Origin of the sequence: Mucilaginibacter sp. SJ, assembly GCF_028993635.1 — a bacterium.
Lineage (GTDB): Bacteria > Bacteroidota > Bacteroidia > Sphingobacteriales > Sphingobacteriaceae > Mucilaginibacter.
Map to the genome: position 1 here is coordinate 6,683,213 of NZ_CP118631.1, position 16,877 is coordinate 6,700,089.

Annotated in this window: 17 protein-coding genes and 1 tRNA gene; 9 read left to right on the plus strand and 9 right to left on the minus strand. The window is 41.4% G+C overall.

The features are described 5' to 3' along the window. The first annotated feature begins 55 nt into the window (after positions 1-55). A complete protein-coding gene (locus MusilaSJ_RS27420) occupies positions 56-649 on the plus strand; it encodes a master DNA invertase Mpi family serine-type recombinase (protein WP_274987926.1) in 594 nt (197 codons plus the stop codon). Between the two features lie 106 nt (positions 650-755). On the opposite strand, the gene MusilaSJ_RS27425 is transcribed toward MusilaSJ_RS27420, so the two are convergent. After that, complete coding sequence (locus tag MusilaSJ_RS27425) at positions 756-1,868, minus strand: Fic family protein (RefSeq protein WP_274987927.1); 1,113 nt, start codon at positions 1,866-1,868, stop codon at positions 756-758. Between the two features lie 717 nt (positions 1,869-2,585). Here MusilaSJ_RS27425 and MusilaSJ_RS27430 point away from each other — a divergent pair. Both MusilaSJ_RS27430 and MusilaSJ_RS27435 read left to right on the plus strand, forming a co-directional pair. Next, a tRNA-Pro gene (locus MusilaSJ_RS27430) sits at positions 2,586-2,659 on the plus strand. 248 nt (positions 2,660-2,907) lie between these two features. Next, positions 2,908-3,780 carry an alpha/beta fold hydrolase gene (locus MusilaSJ_RS27435; RefSeq protein ID WP_274987928.1) on the plus strand — a complete coding sequence of 291 codons (873 nt, stop codon included), beginning with the start codon at positions 2,908-2,910 and terminating at the stop codon, positions 3,778-3,780. A gap of 193 nt (positions 3,781-3,973) precedes the next feature. Here the strand turns inward: MusilaSJ_RS27435 and MusilaSJ_RS27440 are convergent, their stop codons facing one another. The 4 genes from MusilaSJ_RS27440 to MusilaSJ_RS27455 form a co-directional block, all read right to left on the minus strand. Beyond that, positions 3,974-7,168: an ABC transporter permease/M1 family aminopeptidase gene (locus tag MusilaSJ_RS27440; protein WP_274987929.1), complete on the minus strand. Its 3,195-nt coding sequence runs from the start codon at positions 7,166-7,168 to the stop codon at positions 3,974-3,976. A 2-nt stretch (positions 7,169-7,170) separates the two neighbouring features. Continuing rightward, complete coding sequence (locus MusilaSJ_RS27445) at positions 7,171-8,046, minus strand: ABC transporter ATP-binding protein (protein ID WP_274987930.1); 876 nt, start codon at positions 8,044-8,046, stop codon at positions 7,171-7,173. A 75-nt stretch (positions 8,047-8,121) separates the two neighbouring features. Beyond that, on the minus strand, positions 8,122-8,328 hold the full coding sequence (locus MusilaSJ_RS27450) for a helix-turn-helix domain-containing protein (protein WP_274987931.1): 207 nt from the start codon (positions 8,326-8,328) through the stop codon (positions 8,122-8,124). 2 nt (positions 8,329-8,330) lie between these two features. Next, complete coding sequence (locus MusilaSJ_RS27455) at positions 8,331-8,846, minus strand: DUF2975 domain-containing protein (protein WP_274987932.1); 516 nt, start codon at positions 8,844-8,846, stop codon at positions 8,331-8,333. Between the two features lie 245 nt (positions 8,847-9,091). Here MusilaSJ_RS27455 and MusilaSJ_RS27460 point away from each other — a divergent pair, with 245 nt between their 5' ends. Beyond that, complete coding sequence (locus MusilaSJ_RS27460; RefSeq protein WP_274987933.1) at positions 9,092-9,286, plus strand: DUF2188 domain-containing protein; 195 nt, start codon at positions 9,092-9,094, stop codon at positions 9,284-9,286. 14 nt (positions 9,287-9,300) lie between these two features. Here MusilaSJ_RS27460 and MusilaSJ_RS27465 read toward each other — a convergent pair whose 3' ends face one another. Beyond that, complete coding sequence (locus tag MusilaSJ_RS27465; RefSeq protein ID WP_274987934.1) at positions 9,301-9,672, minus strand: hypothetical protein; 372 nt, start codon at positions 9,670-9,672, stop codon at positions 9,301-9,303. 312 nt (positions 9,673-9,984) lie between these two features. On the opposite strand from MusilaSJ_RS27465, the gene MusilaSJ_RS27470 reads away from it, so the two are divergent. Then, positions 9,985-10,890: a VOC family protein gene (locus MusilaSJ_RS27470; RefSeq protein WP_274987935.1), complete on the plus strand. Its 906-nt coding sequence runs from the start codon at positions 9,985-9,987 to the stop codon at positions 10,888-10,890. Positions 10,891-10,909: 19 nt separating this feature from the next. On the opposite strand, the gene MusilaSJ_RS27475 is transcribed toward MusilaSJ_RS27470, so the two are convergent. Together MusilaSJ_RS27475 and MusilaSJ_RS27480 are read right to left on the minus strand one after the other, a co-directional pair. Continuing rightward, positions 10,910-11,107 (minus strand): VOC family protein, encoded by a 198-nt coding sequence (locus tag MusilaSJ_RS27475; RefSeq protein ID WP_274987936.1) that lies wholly within the window; start codon positions 11,105-11,107, stop codon positions 10,910-10,912. 39 nt (positions 11,108-11,146) lie between these two features. Beyond that, complete coding sequence (locus MusilaSJ_RS27480; RefSeq protein WP_274987937.1) at positions 11,147-11,365, minus strand: hypothetical protein; 219 nt, start codon at positions 11,363-11,365, stop codon at positions 11,147-11,149. A gap of 95 nt (positions 11,366-11,460) precedes the next feature. Here MusilaSJ_RS27480 and MusilaSJ_RS27485 point away from each other — a divergent pair, with 95 nt between their 5' ends. The 4 genes from MusilaSJ_RS27485 to MusilaSJ_RS27500 all read left to right on the plus strand — a co-directional run bounded on the left by MusilaSJ_RS27485 (position 11,461) and on the right by MusilaSJ_RS27500 (position 15,595). Continuing rightward, positions 11,461-11,850 carry a DUF1801 domain-containing protein gene (locus MusilaSJ_RS27485; protein ID WP_274987938.1) on the plus strand — a complete coding sequence of 130 codons (390 nt, stop codon included), beginning with the start codon at positions 11,461-11,463 and terminating at the stop codon, positions 11,848-11,850. Positions 11,851-11,857: 7 nt separating this feature from the next. After that, positions 11,858-12,259 (plus strand): DUF5655 domain-containing protein, encoded by a 402-nt coding sequence (locus MusilaSJ_RS27490; RefSeq protein WP_274987939.1) that lies wholly within the window; start codon positions 11,858-11,860, stop codon positions 12,257-12,259. A 121-nt stretch (positions 12,260-12,380) separates the two neighbouring features. Continuing rightward, positions 12,381-13,673 (plus strand): ComEC/Rec2 family competence protein, encoded by a 1,293-nt coding sequence (locus MusilaSJ_RS27495; RefSeq protein WP_274987940.1) that lies wholly within the window; start codon positions 12,381-12,383, stop codon positions 13,671-13,673. 155 nt (positions 13,674-13,828) lie between these two features. After that, complete coding sequence (locus MusilaSJ_RS27500) at positions 13,829-15,595, plus strand: ATP-binding protein (RefSeq protein ID WP_274987941.1); 1,767 nt, start codon at positions 13,829-13,831, stop codon at positions 15,593-15,595. A 9-nt stretch (positions 15,596-15,604) separates the two neighbouring features. On the opposite strand, the gene MusilaSJ_RS27505 is transcribed toward MusilaSJ_RS27500, so the two are convergent. Further along, positions 15,605-16,822: a PQQ-dependent sugar dehydrogenase gene (locus MusilaSJ_RS27505; RefSeq protein ID WP_274987942.1), complete on the minus strand. Its 1,218-nt coding sequence runs from the start codon at positions 16,820-16,822 to the stop codon at positions 15,605-15,607. Between the last annotated feature and the right edge of the window lie 55 nt (positions 16,823-16,877).

The window sequence follows — 16,877 nt, forward strand, 5'->3', positions numbered from 1 at the left end:
AAGGTTAATTTATACTTGTCTTATATAAATTAAAACTGGTAATAAATTAATCAACATGAACTACGGATACATTCGCATCAGCACGGACAAACAGACAACAGAAAACCAACGGTTTGAAATTCAAAACTTTACGGACAAACGACAAATATTTATAAACGAGTGGGTAGACGAAACAATAAGCTCTACAAAAAAATTGGAAATCCGCAAATTCGGAGCATTATTACAGAGAATGCAAAAAGGAGATATTCTTATTGTGTCCGAATTATCGCGTTTGGGACGTAACCTAATGCAGATCATGAAGATTTTGCATGATTGTATGGAAAAGGACGTTATGGTATATACGGTTAAGGAGAATTATGAACTCGGGAATAATATCAATTCAAAAGTATTGGCGTTTGCTTTTGGCTTATCAGCCGAAATAGAGCGTAACTTAATATCCCAACGAACAAAAGAGGCGCTCGCGCGCAGGAAAGCAGAAGGACAGATACTTGGCCGCCCCAAAGGTAGCAAATCACAAATGCGTAAACTTACAGGTAAAGAAGACGATATTAAATCATTGATGAATAAAAAAATATCCTACAGTGCTATAGGAAGGATTTTAGGCGTTCATCGCTTGACTGTTTCTTCGTTCGTCAAAGAAAAAATTTGATTTGATTTTAATAAAGGTGCTGCTATAATTATTTATTATAGCAGCACCTTTTTCCGGCATTTCATAAAAATCGTTTTTTACCTGATTAAAATATTATCAATTTTAATTACCCCTCAAGAATACGTATCAAATCGTCATTTACGTAGAATAATTCTTTACCATCTTTTATAGGACTTAATATTTTGGCATCAACCAATTCATTGAAGTATTTTGTTAGGGTTGTCCTAGATGTAATGTTTAATTGATCACCGATGAATTTAGGTTTGATATATGGTTGACTAAAAATTAATTCGTTTACCTCTTTATTATACCATTTTATTGAATTTTTGGCGTGCATTAACGTTGAATCCATTTGTGCAAGTATGCTATTAATTAATTGACTTGTTAATAGCGCTGTCTTTTCCACGGCATCCAGCATGTATAGTATCCATGATTTCCACGAACTTCGTTGAGTAACAATACCCAGATTATAATAGTAATCGTCTTTATTAACGATAATATATTTAGACAGATAGAGCACGGGTTGATTTAATAAGCCCGCATGTACGAGATAAAGTAAGTTTAATATGCGACCAGTTCTTCCATTACCATCAGGAAAAGGATGTATCGCTTCAAATTGATAATGAGCGAAACACATTTTTAGTAAAGGATCTGTAGGATATTTTTGATCGTCATTTAAATAGTTCAATAAATTATCCATTAGTTTTTCCAATATTCCGGTTCCTCGTGGGGGAGTATAAATTACTTCTCCTGAGCGAAATTCACTTTGCCCGCGCTGAATTATAGTTAATGATGCCGGTGACCTAAGCCCTGATGATGTATTTTTAATTTGCCTAAAAATTCCTAATACGCTTTCTAAGTCAATATGATTATTTTCTTTAATGAGTTGATAACCAGTCCATAGAGCTTCACGATAACGTAACACCTCTTTTGTTGCAATATTAGCCTTATCTTCTTGGACGGTATCTGAAACCGCTTTATATAAAGCGTCCTCGGTTGTAAAAATATTTTCAATGGCAGTAGAGGCTTTGGCCTCTTGTAGAGCTATTGTATTTACCAGCATTAAAGGATTTGGCAATCTCATAATGCTGCTGTTTACAGCCGCTAATGCTCTTGATGCTGTTACCAATTTCTTCAGAATCTCAACATCATTTTCGATTTCTGATTTTGGGGGCAGCAATGGTAAATCATTAAATGGTTTTGTTCTGTCGTAAGCCATATCATGTGTTCATTTTATTTTCATTCGTGAACACAATGCAAATAAACGCAAGTGTTTTGATAAATTAAAACCATATGTCCAATTTTGTTAAAAAAATGAACGCGATTGATCTTGGGGATTAAATTATGGACAAAAATCAACTATATGTTCATTTTTTAATGAAATATGAACATGATTTAGATGAAAATGTAACAACAAAATTAAGCGGTAAATTGAGGCAATTGTTGAGAAATTGCGTCGAAGTTAAATAAAATCAATCCCATAAATAATCATGTTATTTACTAGGTAGGCCAACACGAATAATACAACTCGAATCTTGCGGGCAGCAAATCACTGCAAATGTAATAAAGGGTTTGAAAATAGAAAAATGGGTATTTTAATAAATTTAGCGGCCTTAATTATTGAAGAAACGAATGCCTTATATATTATACTTCATCACTTGTTAGTTATACAAATTACATAAACTTTATTTCATAAATTGATTTAAATTAATAAATTTGTATCAATCGCTGTCGAAAAATATGTGAGTAAAACAGTGAGTAGTTCTAAAAAGTCTCAATCAACTTATTGATATATAATTATTTGCGGAAAGGATAAATCGTCCTGCCATCCCGACTAAAAGCGATACCAAGTATCAAAACCCTCTAAATTGAATTTTAGAGGGTTTTCTTTTCTGATTGGTGGAATAGCATACCAGCGCAGGTTTAAATAAAAAAACGGGATGTAGCGTAGCCCGGTATCGCGCCACATTTGGGATGTGGAGGCCGCAGGTTCGAATCCTGCCATCCCGACGAAAGCGATACCAAGTGTCAAAACCCTCTGAATGGAAAATTTAGAGGGTTTTCTTTTTACAGATTCATGTTTATTTCCTTCCATTACTTGATCCTTCGTTAACGGGGAGCAAGCAGGGGCATTTCTTTGCTCGTAAGCATATTTGTCGCAATCCTCCCCCTAAGTAGTCGTTTTTGCACTGTATCAAACTTTGAAATGAGTTCCATCTTTGTATTGTCAATAAAATTCAAACCACAACTTAAACGTTATGAAAAATTTACTCAAAGCACTTAGCCCTCTTAAATCAATATTGGTAATTGTAATTATGTGTGCAGGATCCCGATCAAATGGACAGCAAATCAAGCCTTCCAACAGTGGTTACGCGCCTGTTAACGACATCAAAGTTTATTATGAGGTATATGGCGAGGGTAAACCCCTCATCTTACTACATGGTGCTTTTATGACAATTGAAGGAAACTGGGCCGAATTGATCCCTGAATTGTCAAAAATCAGGAAAGTAATTGCAATTGAATTACAGGGACATGGGCACACACAGTTTTCAGATAGAAAATTATCATATGCTACCTTAGCAAATGATGTGGAAGGAGTGATGGATTACCTGAAAATTGACAGTGCCGACGTAGCAGGATATAGTATGGGTGGCTCTGTGGCTTACAAGGTTGCTATACAAACCCCTAAACGGTTAAAAAAATTAGTGATCATTTCTTCTACTTATAAAAGTAGCGGCTGGCTGCCTGAAATAACCAATGCGTTTAAATCCTGGAAGCCTGAACTTTTTATGAATACTCCTATGAAAGCCGCATATGATGCAATAGCACCAGATAAAACAAAATGGACAAAGTTTATAGGGCAGATGATCGCTTTCGCGCAGGAGCCGTTCGACTTCGGTGATGACAATATTTCGAAAATTTCTGCGCCGGTATTGATCATAGCCGGTGATAACGATGGGTTGGACAAAATTGAATTGGCAAAAACATATAAATTATTAGGCGGCGGCGTTTCTGCTGATTTAGCGCCAATGCCAAAATCGCAATTGGCCATTGTCCCTTCGCAAGGACATGTAAGCCTGATGATGCAGACAACAACGGTTTTGACCTATCTGAACAATTTTTTAAAGTAAGCTGATGGGTTTGCCTGCCAATAGAAGAGCGTTACCAGTATTTAGCTTTTAAATCAAAGCCCTATAAATCAACTAATTTATAGGGCTTGTCCTTTTGTAGTCTCCCACCCCTTTTAGCAGGCAAATGCGATCTGGAAGCTTCCCAACTCATCACCGAACGTTGTCGCTAATAAAGGAGAACCGCTGGCTTTTATTATTTCAAATCCAACTCTTGTAAACCTCCTGTCCTCATGAACATCGCTTCAATACCAGGATGTAACCTGGCATCGGTAAGCGGGTATAATTCCTTTAAAAAGTCAGCCGTAACAGGTTTGGGATTAGGATATTTGTTCTTCATTAAGAAATTTTTCAACGCAAGGTTTACCTTCTCTTCGCCAATTAATTCACTTAATTGATACATAATTACAGCGCCCTTTGAATAGGAAATATGTGTACTCTCGCTTTTTACCTTAGATAAGGGTTGTTCATCAGCATAGCCTCTTTCGCTCAAATAAATTCCTAAATGTATTTTTATTTTTTCACGCAATTTTTCTTTACCATACATTTTTTTGAGCAGCATCATTTCGGTGTACATGGCAAAGGTTTCTGTAAGCATGGCTGCACCATCTCTTTCATCCGGAGAGATCTGGTTATTACCCCACCATAAATGTGATAGTTCGTGTCCGGCTAACTCGTTAATCACATCCTGTTGTTCACCAGCTTTTATATTAGCATGGAAGAGCATATCCTCGGCCATATAAACCGTTGCAGGGTATGCCGTTGCAGCAAATCCCTTTGTAAAGCTGGAAATTTCGGCAAAACGAATAGTATTGAAAGGGCAGGAGCCAAAATTCGCCTCGCAATAATCCATAGTAAGTTTGGCATTTTTAAGTAAATGCGCTACATTTTCATAGTGAGATGGATGATAATAGATCTCAAAGCTTTTGCCTTTATAGGTTTCCTTTTTTACAGCATATTGTGCAGACGATAATGCAAAACGAAAGGGTATAGGCGAACTTGTTTTGTACTGAAAATAATTTCTATGCTTATCTTTCCACTGCTTCGTTAATTCGCCAACGCCAATAGCAGTTTGGGTTGATGGTGTAGAAATGGTCATATCAAGATTAATGAAATCATCATTGGGCGTCATAGGTGCATCAAATGCCTTAACCGGTGTAATATTTCCTAAGTGTAATTGTTTCCGCTTAAGCTCATCCTGTATCTCATTCGCTGATAAATAGCCAAACTGAGGATAATACCTGCTTATACGCATAAACGAACCGTTTTGCACAATCGCATTAAAAGACCGGTGTCCGTTCACGGCTTTCCATTCGTAACTGATGTCAAATTCTAATCGCGCCTCCTGACCAGGTAAGAGTGCTTTCTTCAATTGAACTAACTGGTATTGTTTTTTTAAAGCGATAGTTTCTGCACCATTGATAAATGCTGCCCGATTGATGGTTAGTTCATCGCCAAAATTAACCAATATGATATTGATATGCTGCTTGGTTTTATTCGCTACAATGTACAACCCGCTAATATGGTAAGCATTTTTCTCAGGGAAAAGATCAATCGTTGTAGTAACAGCTATGATGGTTGGTTGTGGCAAGTTCTGATATTTTCGATATGATCGTTCGTAAGTGGCCTGGGCCTGCAGGCCGGAATTTTCGGTTTTAGGTTGATAGCCGTTCATCAAATTAAGGCCTGCATAATAAGTTATCGCCGCTGATATGATGGTAACGGTAATTACCGGCCAGTTTAACAGTTTTCTTTTAGACAGGTTAAAAACGATTGAAAGCATGGCCACTATCCCTAAACCGAATAATAATCTTTCTGCGTAAGCGGAGGGGTAAGTGCCAAAGCCGTTCATGTCACTATAATTGCCGTTAAACGGTTGTAGGAATCTGGCCAATGGAGATACAACGACTTTTTTTCCCAGCGAGGTTGCCATTATGGCCGCGAATAATGCCGTTAAACCCAAGCCTGCATACTTTAGCCTGATGAGCTTTTGGATCAATAAAACCAATATAGACAATAACACCAATGGAAAAGTGTTGAACAAAAACACATAAGCATAAACCCGCCACATGATGACAGGATATTGATATAAAAGCTGAAATAAGATGCCTTCAATTATTACCAGGCAGCTAAACAGAAAAATAACGATAGTAAGTGAAAGGCATTTAGCTATAAAATGGGTCTTAATATTGGCCGCTGTATCTTCAATAAGATTAAAATTGACGTTCCTGCTTCTCCAGAATATCTCATGCGCATAATACAGAACAGCGATCATGCACAATGCGTGAAAATTTTGAATTATAGTGCTTACCATTAAGCCCGAGCTCGCATATTTTTGTGGTATCCTGATGCCTTTTTCTATCTCGGCATACATTTCCATACCTACAAAAAACAGCAAGGCGATAGCTGTTAAAACAAACGGGATGCTTTTCAATATATAGATCAGGTCCATTTTTGTAAATGAAAGCAGCGCCCGGATATGTGCAAAAAAATGGTGTGCTGTTTTGGCCGTTTTATACGCCGCACCGGTTGTATTTTGTCGGGCTGCTATGATGGATGCAGTCTTTTTATGCCGGGTAATTTTGATCAGGGAAAATCGCTTCAAGCAAAAGAATATCAGGCCTGCAGATATCAACACGATGGCCAGCCGGTTTATTAAAAAAATGCCGCTTAATGATACCACATCGGTATTTCGCTGTAATACCGACCAATTGGCCGTCTGGTAAAAAAAGGCCGAGAAACCAAAGGGGTCAAGTATAGCGGCGATTAATTGGGCCCGGTCAGACTGCGGCATGCTTTGGGCCATTAGAGGAGAGCCTGAATAGATCAAAGCAACCATATAAAATATGTACAGCAGCAGTCCGCTTACATACACTAATAATTTGTTGCGGCTAAACCATGCCACAAAGCTTAAAACAGCCGTGGTAAATACCGTATTAATGAACACGAAAAGTATGATGGGGTACAGGTACCAGCTCAACACAAAACCAGTACTTTTTGCAGATGACGCATTCATTGCATGCCCTATAAAAAAATTGATTATCAATAACAGAACACATAAAAAGCTCATCACAAATAATGACGCGTACCTGCCCGCCACAAATTGACTTCTTTTTACCGGCATACTAAAAAGCAACAGTTCAAAGCGGGCATCCGCTTCCCTGAACAATAATTGGGAGGCAAATAACGTACTAAAAAAAAGCGTAGTTAAACTAATAAGGGTTGTAATAAAGCTGATTTGATAAGGTGAGTTATCAAATATATTGTCACTAATGGAAAACCGGGCGTTAGCGCCACCCAGTATGCCCGATGCTATGATCAATAATAAGATGGCATAAAAGCCCCATCTTTTAAAATAGCTTTTAATATCGAAAATAAATATAGCTTTCATGATTAGGCTATTACTTGGTTAAGGGTGGCGAAGTATACATCTTCCAGTGTTGGAGAAACAGGCTGGAAATTTTGCAGTGGACTATCTGCCAGCACGTGGATATTCATTTTGCCAGCAATAAATTGCGATGAGATCACATTCAAATCATCTTTATAATAATCCAGTTCACTTTTAGCAATTTGCTTTTGCCAGATCCTGCCTTCCAAAGCCTGAATGAGATGCGCAGGGTCGCCATGGGCCAGTACGGTACCATTGTTCATGATGGCCATTTTAGTGCATAAATTGCGCACATCCTCAACCAGGTGTGTAGACAGGATAATGATGATATTCTGGCCCATTTCGCTTAATAAACTGTTAAAGCGGTTGCGCTCCTCTGGATCCAGACCTGCCGTCGGCTCATCAACAATCACAATTTTAGGGTCGCCCAATAACACCTGCGCCACCCCAAATCGCTGCCGCATACCGCCCGAAAAAGTATGTACTTCTTTGTTACGATGCTGAAATAGATTTACCTTCTCCAGTAAAGCCAATACCTGTTGCTTTCTTTCGACGGCATTGATCATACCTTTTAAAATGGCCATATGCGTAAGCAGGTCATAAGCCGATATTTTGGGATATACGCCAAAATCCTGGGGTAAAAAACCTAAATGCTTTTTAATGATGGAGCTGTTTGCTAATACGTCAGTATTGTTAAATATGATCTGTCCGCTATCGGCCGGCTGCAGGCCCACAATGGTTTTCATCAAGGAGGATTTACCCGCGCCATTGGGGCCCAATAGCCCAAACATGCCGTTCCCAATTTCGAGCGAGACATTATTGATGGCCTTCACACCATTAGCATATGTTTTGGTTAAATTTTTAATTGATAGCTTATCCATAATATTAAATTTTAAGGCAATACAATTCCATGCCCTTTTTTTAAGAGCTTTTTTACTTCTATAAATTTTACTGTTTTACTCTTCTACATATTCCAGGACATCGCCGGGCTGACAGTTTAATATGCTACAAATTGCTTCCAGCGTATCAAAGCGAATGCCTTTTGCCTTACCGGTTTTAAGTATGGATAAATTGGCTGGTGTTATACCTAATTTTTCCGCCAGTTCCTTACTTTGCATTTTGCGTTTGGCAAGCATCACATCTATGTTCACGATTATTGGCATTGTTAAATAATTAGGTCCTGGTCGTTTTGTAAATTCACTCCCTGTTCAAATATGGCAGCAATAAAAAGTGCGAATATGCCCATGATACCATGCCCAATAATCATCACCATATACGGGTAGTCTTCGATAGAGTATATGCTTAAGATAAGGAACAACACCGGACATATGACCAGGTTGGTGATATAAAACTGTTTGAGGTTGTGAACACCCTGCACTGTAAATAATTTTTTTTGCCTGAAGGTTTTAAACACATTGCCCAATAACCAGAAAAACATCCCGTAAAATGCAATCAACAAGGCCATTTCAATAATGTACTTTGCCGTATATGCCGAACCCAATAAAAAATATTTAGAAGTGAATGGATAACAAATAGCAAAGCGGCCGTTAGGCAGAAACTTCAGGGTGGAAAGTTTAAAAACTACCGAAACTACTAAATGTAACGTTGTTAAAATATACCCTACAGACATGACCCTGGTAAGGTAAAATGCAATAGTTGAAATAAGGCGTACTAACTTCATATAAATACCGTAATTAAATTATTGGTAAATGTAATAATTAATTATTGTAAAACAATAATTAATTATTGTTTTATTGATTTGGCAAGGCATTGAAGGAAATTTAAAATTAGATGTAAAGGATTTTAAGTGGATGAAATCAATTTATTGATTTTATTTATCGGGGTGAGGTTTGTTCTCCCTTACTCATTAATACTTTTTTCAATCAAATCTTCGTCGTAATTGTTGTTGCCTAAAAAGGAGGAAGCATGCCCTGGTATAACGGAGACTACCCGCCATCTTACAAAAATCAACCTCCCAAACTGCGGGAAAAGGCGGTAGAAATTGCTAATGAAATTTTAAAGGAAAGCGGCGATGAAGGTATTGCCATAGCCACGGGGTTAAAAAAGGCGCGGGAATATTTTAAAGATCACCCCCAAGAAGCTGATGCTGATGACGATTAAATTTGTTCAGGGGGCTATTCAAACATCGCTGCGCTTTTAGGGGTTACTTTACCGACTCTTTTATCCCTGCACGAAACAAGTTCGCAGAGCTGTATTGCCGAACTTTCAAAATCATCGTGGCTGTCACTGAGCAGGAGCCAGGTCGTATCAAAGCCCTCATCTAATACAAAATGAGTGATGGCCGGTATTTCCTCTTTGAGGCTGGCATGATTTTTCCGCCCGGTAGAGATCCAAATACCGTTATGCTGCGGATTTTTATTAACCTTTCGGAAGATCAGCACAATCTTTTTATCGAAATAGATATAGAACATGCCTACCGCCGGCTTGATGATTATGCCGGTCGGCAGGTAATCGAGCAGGAAGTCAAATGGCACGGGTTTTTTCATGGTTTTCAATGAATGTGCAATATAGTATACCCTGATGAAAATAGAGGATCTTTCATTTGGTATGGCGGTCCAATGGAGAGTGAACTCCTGTCATAATATGCCACATAAATGGCACTAACGCACCTTGTTTGGCCTTAAAAAACCAATTAGTTTTGAGGTAGTTAAATATCCAAAAATGAAAACAGATTAAAATCCTGAGTTCTTATTCCAGATGCCGGACTCCAAGGTGAAGCCTTAGCCGGCGGTGCGGCCGGTCAAAACAATTAACGCTTACAATTTTTAATTATATATCACCACTAAAATCATTTACCTATGTTACCCATCAAACCACACATCTGGTTCGACCAGGATAAAGCCCGGGAAGCTGCCGAGTTCTATGCAACCTTAATGCCTGATTCGGCTTTAAACTATGTTAATCATTTCCCAATGCCCGGCGGAGAGTGCGAAATAGTTGAATTTACCTTTGCCGGTCAGCCATTTCTGGGTATCAGCGCCGGAGATGGATTAAAGATCAGTCCATCTATTTCTTTTATGATCAATTTTGATCCGTCGCGTGATCTGGACGCCGCCAGGCGTATTGACGAAGTTTGGAGCAAGCTGTCAGAAAACGGAAAGATAATGATGCCGCTCGACCGCTATCCTTTCAGTGAGCGTTATGGTTGGGTAAGCGATAAATATGGTGTGTCATGGCAACTGATACTGACCAACCCGGCAGGTGAAGAAAGACCGGTGATCGTTCCGTCGCTAATGTATACCGGCCAGGTGGCCGGTAAAGCCAATGAGGCGATCGACTTTTATTGCTCTGTGTTTAAAGACAGCAAACGGGGTATTACAGCTCCACGTCCGGAGGATATGGGCCCCGATAAAGCCGGCACGCTTATGTTTGCCGATTTTTATATCGACCAAACCTGGCTGGCAGCCATGGACAGCGCGCATCCGCATGGTTTCAATTTTAACGATGCGGTGTCGCTATTGATCCCCTGCGAAACACAGGAAGAGATCGATTACTACTGGTCGGCGCTTTCGGTTGATGGCGAGCCCGGACAATGCGGCTGGCTGAAGGACAAATATGGAGTGTCATGGCAGGTTGCATCAACAATTATGTTAAAAACAATGAAAAATGGCAACCCCGAACAAATTGCACGCATTACACAGGCTTTTATGACGATGAAGAAAGTTGACGTCGCAGCCCTGCAGCGGGCCTCTGATGGCCTGTGACCGTATCGGCGTGATGCTGCTATTTAGTTGTTAATTTGCCGAGTTTGGCATATTCTATATCATTAGGTTCCCATAACTCAATTTTATTACCTTCGGGATCCATCAAATGTACAAAGTTGCCATAACTGGCTTTCTCTACTGAATCGGTCGGCAGGATACCGGCCGATTTGAGATTGGCTAATAAACGGTTAAGGGCTTCCACGCGGTAGTTGATCATAAACTGTTTTTCAGAGGGTGGAAATATTTAGTGGTTTCTTTAAAGGGAGCCCATAAGGTAAAGCCTTTTTAGTGCTGTCCGTGCCCTGGTGCCATTCAAAGTTAGACCCGTATTCACCCATTGCAAGCCCAGGTTTTTGCTGTACCAGGCCTTGAGCGCCGCCGGGTCTTTGGCTTTAAACAAAATGCCGCCTATACCTGTTACCCGCGGGCCGATGTTCACCTGTTGGGTAAACAGGCTGAAGCCGTAACCCAGCATAAAAGAAACAGGCAGCAGTGCAGCAAGGGTAAATTTTTTCCTGGCACCTAAATTTAAACCTAAAGATAATCAATTGATTTTGCTTATCTTGGTCTATGAGCATTACGGAATTCATCAGTGGAGCACCCGGAGAAAGACAGGCTGTTTTAACAGCGCTCCATGAGGCGATTATAGCGAACGATCCGACTGTTATGCCGGTTGTGAAGCCGATGATGGGTAAGGAAATGATCTTATACGAGGAGCGTTCTTATATGAAGTACGGACTGGCCACTACGAAGAACCATATGTCGTTGCATTGCCTGCCAATGTATATGAACCCGGCGCTGCACCAACAATTTGAAAAGCTGTTGCCGGACGCTAAATTTCAGAAAGGCTGTATCAACTTTAAAGATGAAGCCGCTATGCCTGTAGCGGTCGTGGTCAGGCTGATCATCGATTGCTCGGCCGTTAGTATCGCAGAGATGCTCGAAAAACGTAAAAGATAGATCACCTATGAGTTGGATCTGCCCGAAATGTGAACGGGAGCTGCCAAAAGCGGAGCAGCGCCATTATTGTGCACGCGTTAGTCTCGACAGCTTGTTCAAAGGCCGCCCCGCAGAACTGGTACTGGTGTTTGATAAGATTTTGGCGGAAGTGGCCGATTGGGAAGGTGTACTCGTCGGTACCACCCCAAATTGTATCGTTTTTACCCGGCGGCTCACCTTCCTGGTGATCAGGCCCATGAAAAAGGAACTGGACATTAAATTCTATTCAAAAACGCCACACCCGGGGAAGCCGGTGCTTAAAAGTATTGCCTCAGGTAATAAGTTCGAAAACCACATCCGTATTGCGCTGCTGGATGATCTGCGTCCGGTGTTGTTTACTTACCTGCGGGAATCTTACCAAATGTTATAACCAGTACCTCGGCCGGGCCAGCATATCGGAACGCTTTATTATATAGTGCGAATTGGTTTATAATATTGATTTGCAAATATTTAGATATGTTTTCTATCTTTATAGAACAAAACCTGCAACCATGTCTCACTATAAAATCGTCACCAGCCTTTTCGCTAATACTTTTAAATCCGTTGATCATAATGGTAATGGAAAAAGTAAGAACAATACAATTTTGATGGGGTCGTACGTTTTACTTACCGGCAACGCCAGGGGCGATTGGCAGGAAGTAACTGCATTTAGCACAACCGGTTGGATCAGGAACAGCGATATTGGAGATGAGCCGGGGATGAAAGTGTTTTTTGTGGATGTTGGTCAGGGAGACGGTGCACTTATTGAAGTTGGAAATAAATTTAAAATGCTGATTGACGGAGGGCCGGACACTAACCTTGGCAATTACCTCCGGAAATGGCAGTATAAATATTATTTCGACAGGAACGAGAAAGTTCATTTTGATTATGTGGTGATCAGCCACTTTGATAAAGATCATTACCAGGGACTCATAGACATCATAAATGACGATCATTATACTTTTGGCACTATATTCCATAATGGTATAGCCAAATTTAATAGCGATAAAGCCGATTTTCCTGCCTCGTACAACACCGAGCTTGGAATCAAAAAGAAAAAAAATGGAGTGAATTATTTAACCACTTATTTTGACTCTATAGCGGATTTAATTGCTTTGAAGGCTAATGGCGGGATGCTCGACTTAATGCAGAAATTTACTTTTGCAGTTAGTAATGCCGGACAGCAGGGGCGGTTACAGAATTTTATGAGAGCCGATTACCAAACAGGTTTGATCCAGGTACCTATTGCCGGTAAAACGCTCAAACTGGAGTTCCTTGCCCCGGTTGTTAAACATGATCCCGTGGAATATTTATATTTAGATGATGAAGCCCACACAATTAATGGGCATAGCGTCGTCTTGAAATTGACCTATGGAAGTCGTTCCGTATTGTTTGGCGGAGATCTTAATTCGCAGGCTGAAGATCATTTGTTGAAACACTATGGCGAAAATAACCCATTTGAAGTGGATATCGCCAAGTCATGTCATCATGGTGCGTCGGAGTTTACAATTGAATATATGGCAAAGGTCAACCCATATGCTACCGTTATTTCTTCGGGAGATAATGAGTCATATTCGCACCCCAGGGCTGATGCGATAGGTTGTGCCGGAAGATATTCAAAATCAAAACGGCCACTGGTGTTCTCTACTGAACTTGCCAGGTCTACAAATATAACAACCGATAAGATCAAGTATGGTATGATCAACCTTAGATGTAACGGCGATGATATAATCATGGCGCAAATGAAGGAGGTTGTTTCCGGTGCTTTAGTTTGGGATCTTTATGACAAATTCGTCGAACTTTAAATAAAGCTTATCGGTTTTATTTCTTTATAAGCTTGCCCGCCCGGTATAACCCTGGCCTGTTTCCTGCCGTATAATTATAACGGGTGCCCGGCACTATATATTTACCGGGCATACCGGCCAACGACCGACCATTATTCTCTTATTTTGAAGTTTCAATGAAAATCAGCCGATATTTCCGTGACCGGTATAATCAGATCCTTGCCCGGGAACCTGAAATGCTCACCAAAGCCCGGATACGCATCCTCGCGCAGGCTATAATAGCCTTCATCTTTTTATTCGGTTTCCTGTTTATTTACAGTATAGTAGCAGACTGGGGGATTTTAATCAACGCAAGGTTGGGCGTATTCCTGTCGATTTTTATCATCACATTTGCGCTTTTTTTATTTAAGCAGCCCTGGACACGGGCCGGGCATGTATTCCTGGCCTGTTTTACCGTTCTGATCTGGTCGGGTGCTTTACTATCCCGCCAGGGAGTAACCCTGGTGACCATTCAGTATACTTTGCTGATCATTACCGGCGGTTATTATATTCTTGGCGCCCGCTGGGGCCTGATTTATTCTCTGGCTAATCTGATACCTGTTATTGCCCTGGTGATCACGGAATACGTATTTAACTATCATTTTCCCAGCCAGCAGTTAACCACAAAACCTTATGCTTTCGTTTTTGTCATGGTTTTCAATTTTATCCTGCTGGTTTTTATCCATTACAATTTCTTTAAAGCCTTCAGAAGAACCAACCGGACAGAGCAAAGACTCAAGGCCGACTTGCAGTTGGCGTTGACGGCCGCTCAGGAACTGGCCGCAGCGAAAACCAATTTCCTGTCCACCATGTCTCACGAACTTCGTACCCCGCTGAACGCGGTGATTGGGATGTCTAATATCCTGGCGATGGAAAATAGACAGCCCGAACAAAAGGAAAATCTGGACATCCTGCGTTTTTCGGCGGAGAACCTGATGGCCATTATCAATGATATACTGGATTTTAATAAAATAGATGCAGGCCAAGTAGAACTGGAGCAAAACGATTTCCGGTTGGACGATCTCCTGAAAAATGTATATGGTGCCTTTCGATCAAAAGCTGTAGCAAAAAGCCTGGACTTTTCCTATTTTCCCGATCCGCAATTGTATGAGGTAACAGTAACCGGCGATCAGAGTCGCCTGACCCAGGTACTGTTCAACCTGGTCGAAAACGCGCTTCGTTACACAACCTCCGGTTATATACGCCTGCAAACCAGGGTGAGCTCAAAAACAGATGAGGGAATCCGGGTACTATTCCGGGTCGAAGACAGTGGCATTGGCATTCCGCAGGATAAACAAGAGCATATCTTTGACCCTTTTGTCCAGGTATCCGCTAAAACGAGCCGGCAATACCATGGTGCAGGATTGGGGCTGACCATTGTAAGCCGGTTGGTTGCGCTGCATGGTGGAGTGCTCATTTTTGCCAGTGAAGAGGGAAAGGGGAGTACCTTCAGTTTCGGGCTCAGTTTTCCGATTGTTCATCCCGAACCTGTTCCGGTTACCGGGACTTCCCGGGATGACAGGGGGATAGATACCCTGCGTGTGCTCATTGCCGAAGATAACGAGGTCAATGTGCTGGTAATGAAAAAGATATTGAAAAACTGGAACATCCAGCCGGATGTAGCAGTTAATGGCCAGGAAGCGGTTGATGCATGCCGGCAAAAGATATATGACGTGGTGCTGATGGATATCAATATGCCGGTCATGGACGGGTTTGAGGCAGCCAAACTGATCAAAGAATCAACGCCTCCGGGCAAAGTACCGGTGCGGATCATTGCGGTAACGGCTTCTGTGGATGCGGCGGCCGAGCAATTGGGCGGATACCGTTACCTGGATGATTACATGCTCAAACCGTTCCGCCCGGAAAGTTTAAAAGAAAAACTACTGCTCGCTTCTACTATATGACTTTCCTCATTAAAGCTTACCTATTTTGTAAAGATTGCCGTTGTCCGTAACACCATATAGTGCGCCGTCTTTGCCTGTAACAAGAGAGCGCCAGCGTTCGCCCTTGTCTTTCAGCAGGCGTTCTTCCGCTACAATCTTGTTGTCTTTGATTATGAGCCTGATGATATGTGATCCGCCTAAAGCGCCCACAAATAAATTTCCTTTCCATTCGGGAATCAGATTGCCTGTATAAAAGGTTATGCCGCATGGTGAAATACTTGGGTTCCAGTAATAAATAGGTTGGGCCATGCCTTCTTTTTGCTGTATCCCATCGCCAACTTTTACACCCCTGTATTCGATGCCATAAGTAATAACCGGCCAGCCATAGTTCTTTCCCGGCCGGATAATGTTAATCTCATCACCTCCGCGCGGACCGAATTCCGACTCCCATAATTCACCTGTATTGGGGTTCATCGTCATACCTTCTGGGTTTCTTAAGCCATAAGCATAAATTTCGGGCAAAGCGCCGGCTTTTTGCGCAAACGGCCCGCCGGGCACCGGTTTCCCGTCACGGGTTATATGCAATACTTTTCCGATTGCAGTATTCAGGTCCTGGGCCTTGACACGCATTTCATCATCCCCATGTTCGCCCGTGCTTACAAACAGGTTGCCCTGTTTATCGAAAACGATTCGTGAGCCGAATTGCAGGTGACCGTTATATGCGGGTTTAGCATGATAGATCACCTTTACATTTTCGAGCCTGCTGTAATCGGACGAAAGCACGCCAGTGGAAATGGCCAACTGGAATCCCTCGGGAACTTTTTCGGAGTACGACCAAAATAACGTCCGGTCTTTTACAAAAGAAGCGTCAAAATTAACATCTAACAAGCCACCCTGGCCACCCACCGCTACTGCCGGCAAACCTTGAATATTCTTATCCAGACCGCCATCGGCCTTTAATATCCGCATGGTGCCGCCTTTTTCTGTAATTAAAAAGCGCCCGTCGGGCAGGCAGCGTAAAGCAAAGGGCTGTTTCAACTCATGATTGATCACGCTTACACTGAGTTTGGTTTTAGTTTGCGCGCCGGGAGCTCTTGTCTGACCCGGAAAAGCAGGCTTATAGTCGGCCGTTGGTGATTGTGTTTCAACGGGCGGCAATGATTGGGCATCAGCCTGCGAAATGTCAAGAAAAGAGCAAAGTGAAGCAATTGCACACGTAACTAACAAGGGTTTGATTGGTTTTGACATGGTAAGATGTATTTGTTGTGAAGATAAATAATATGCCGGCAAATGTTAAAATGTG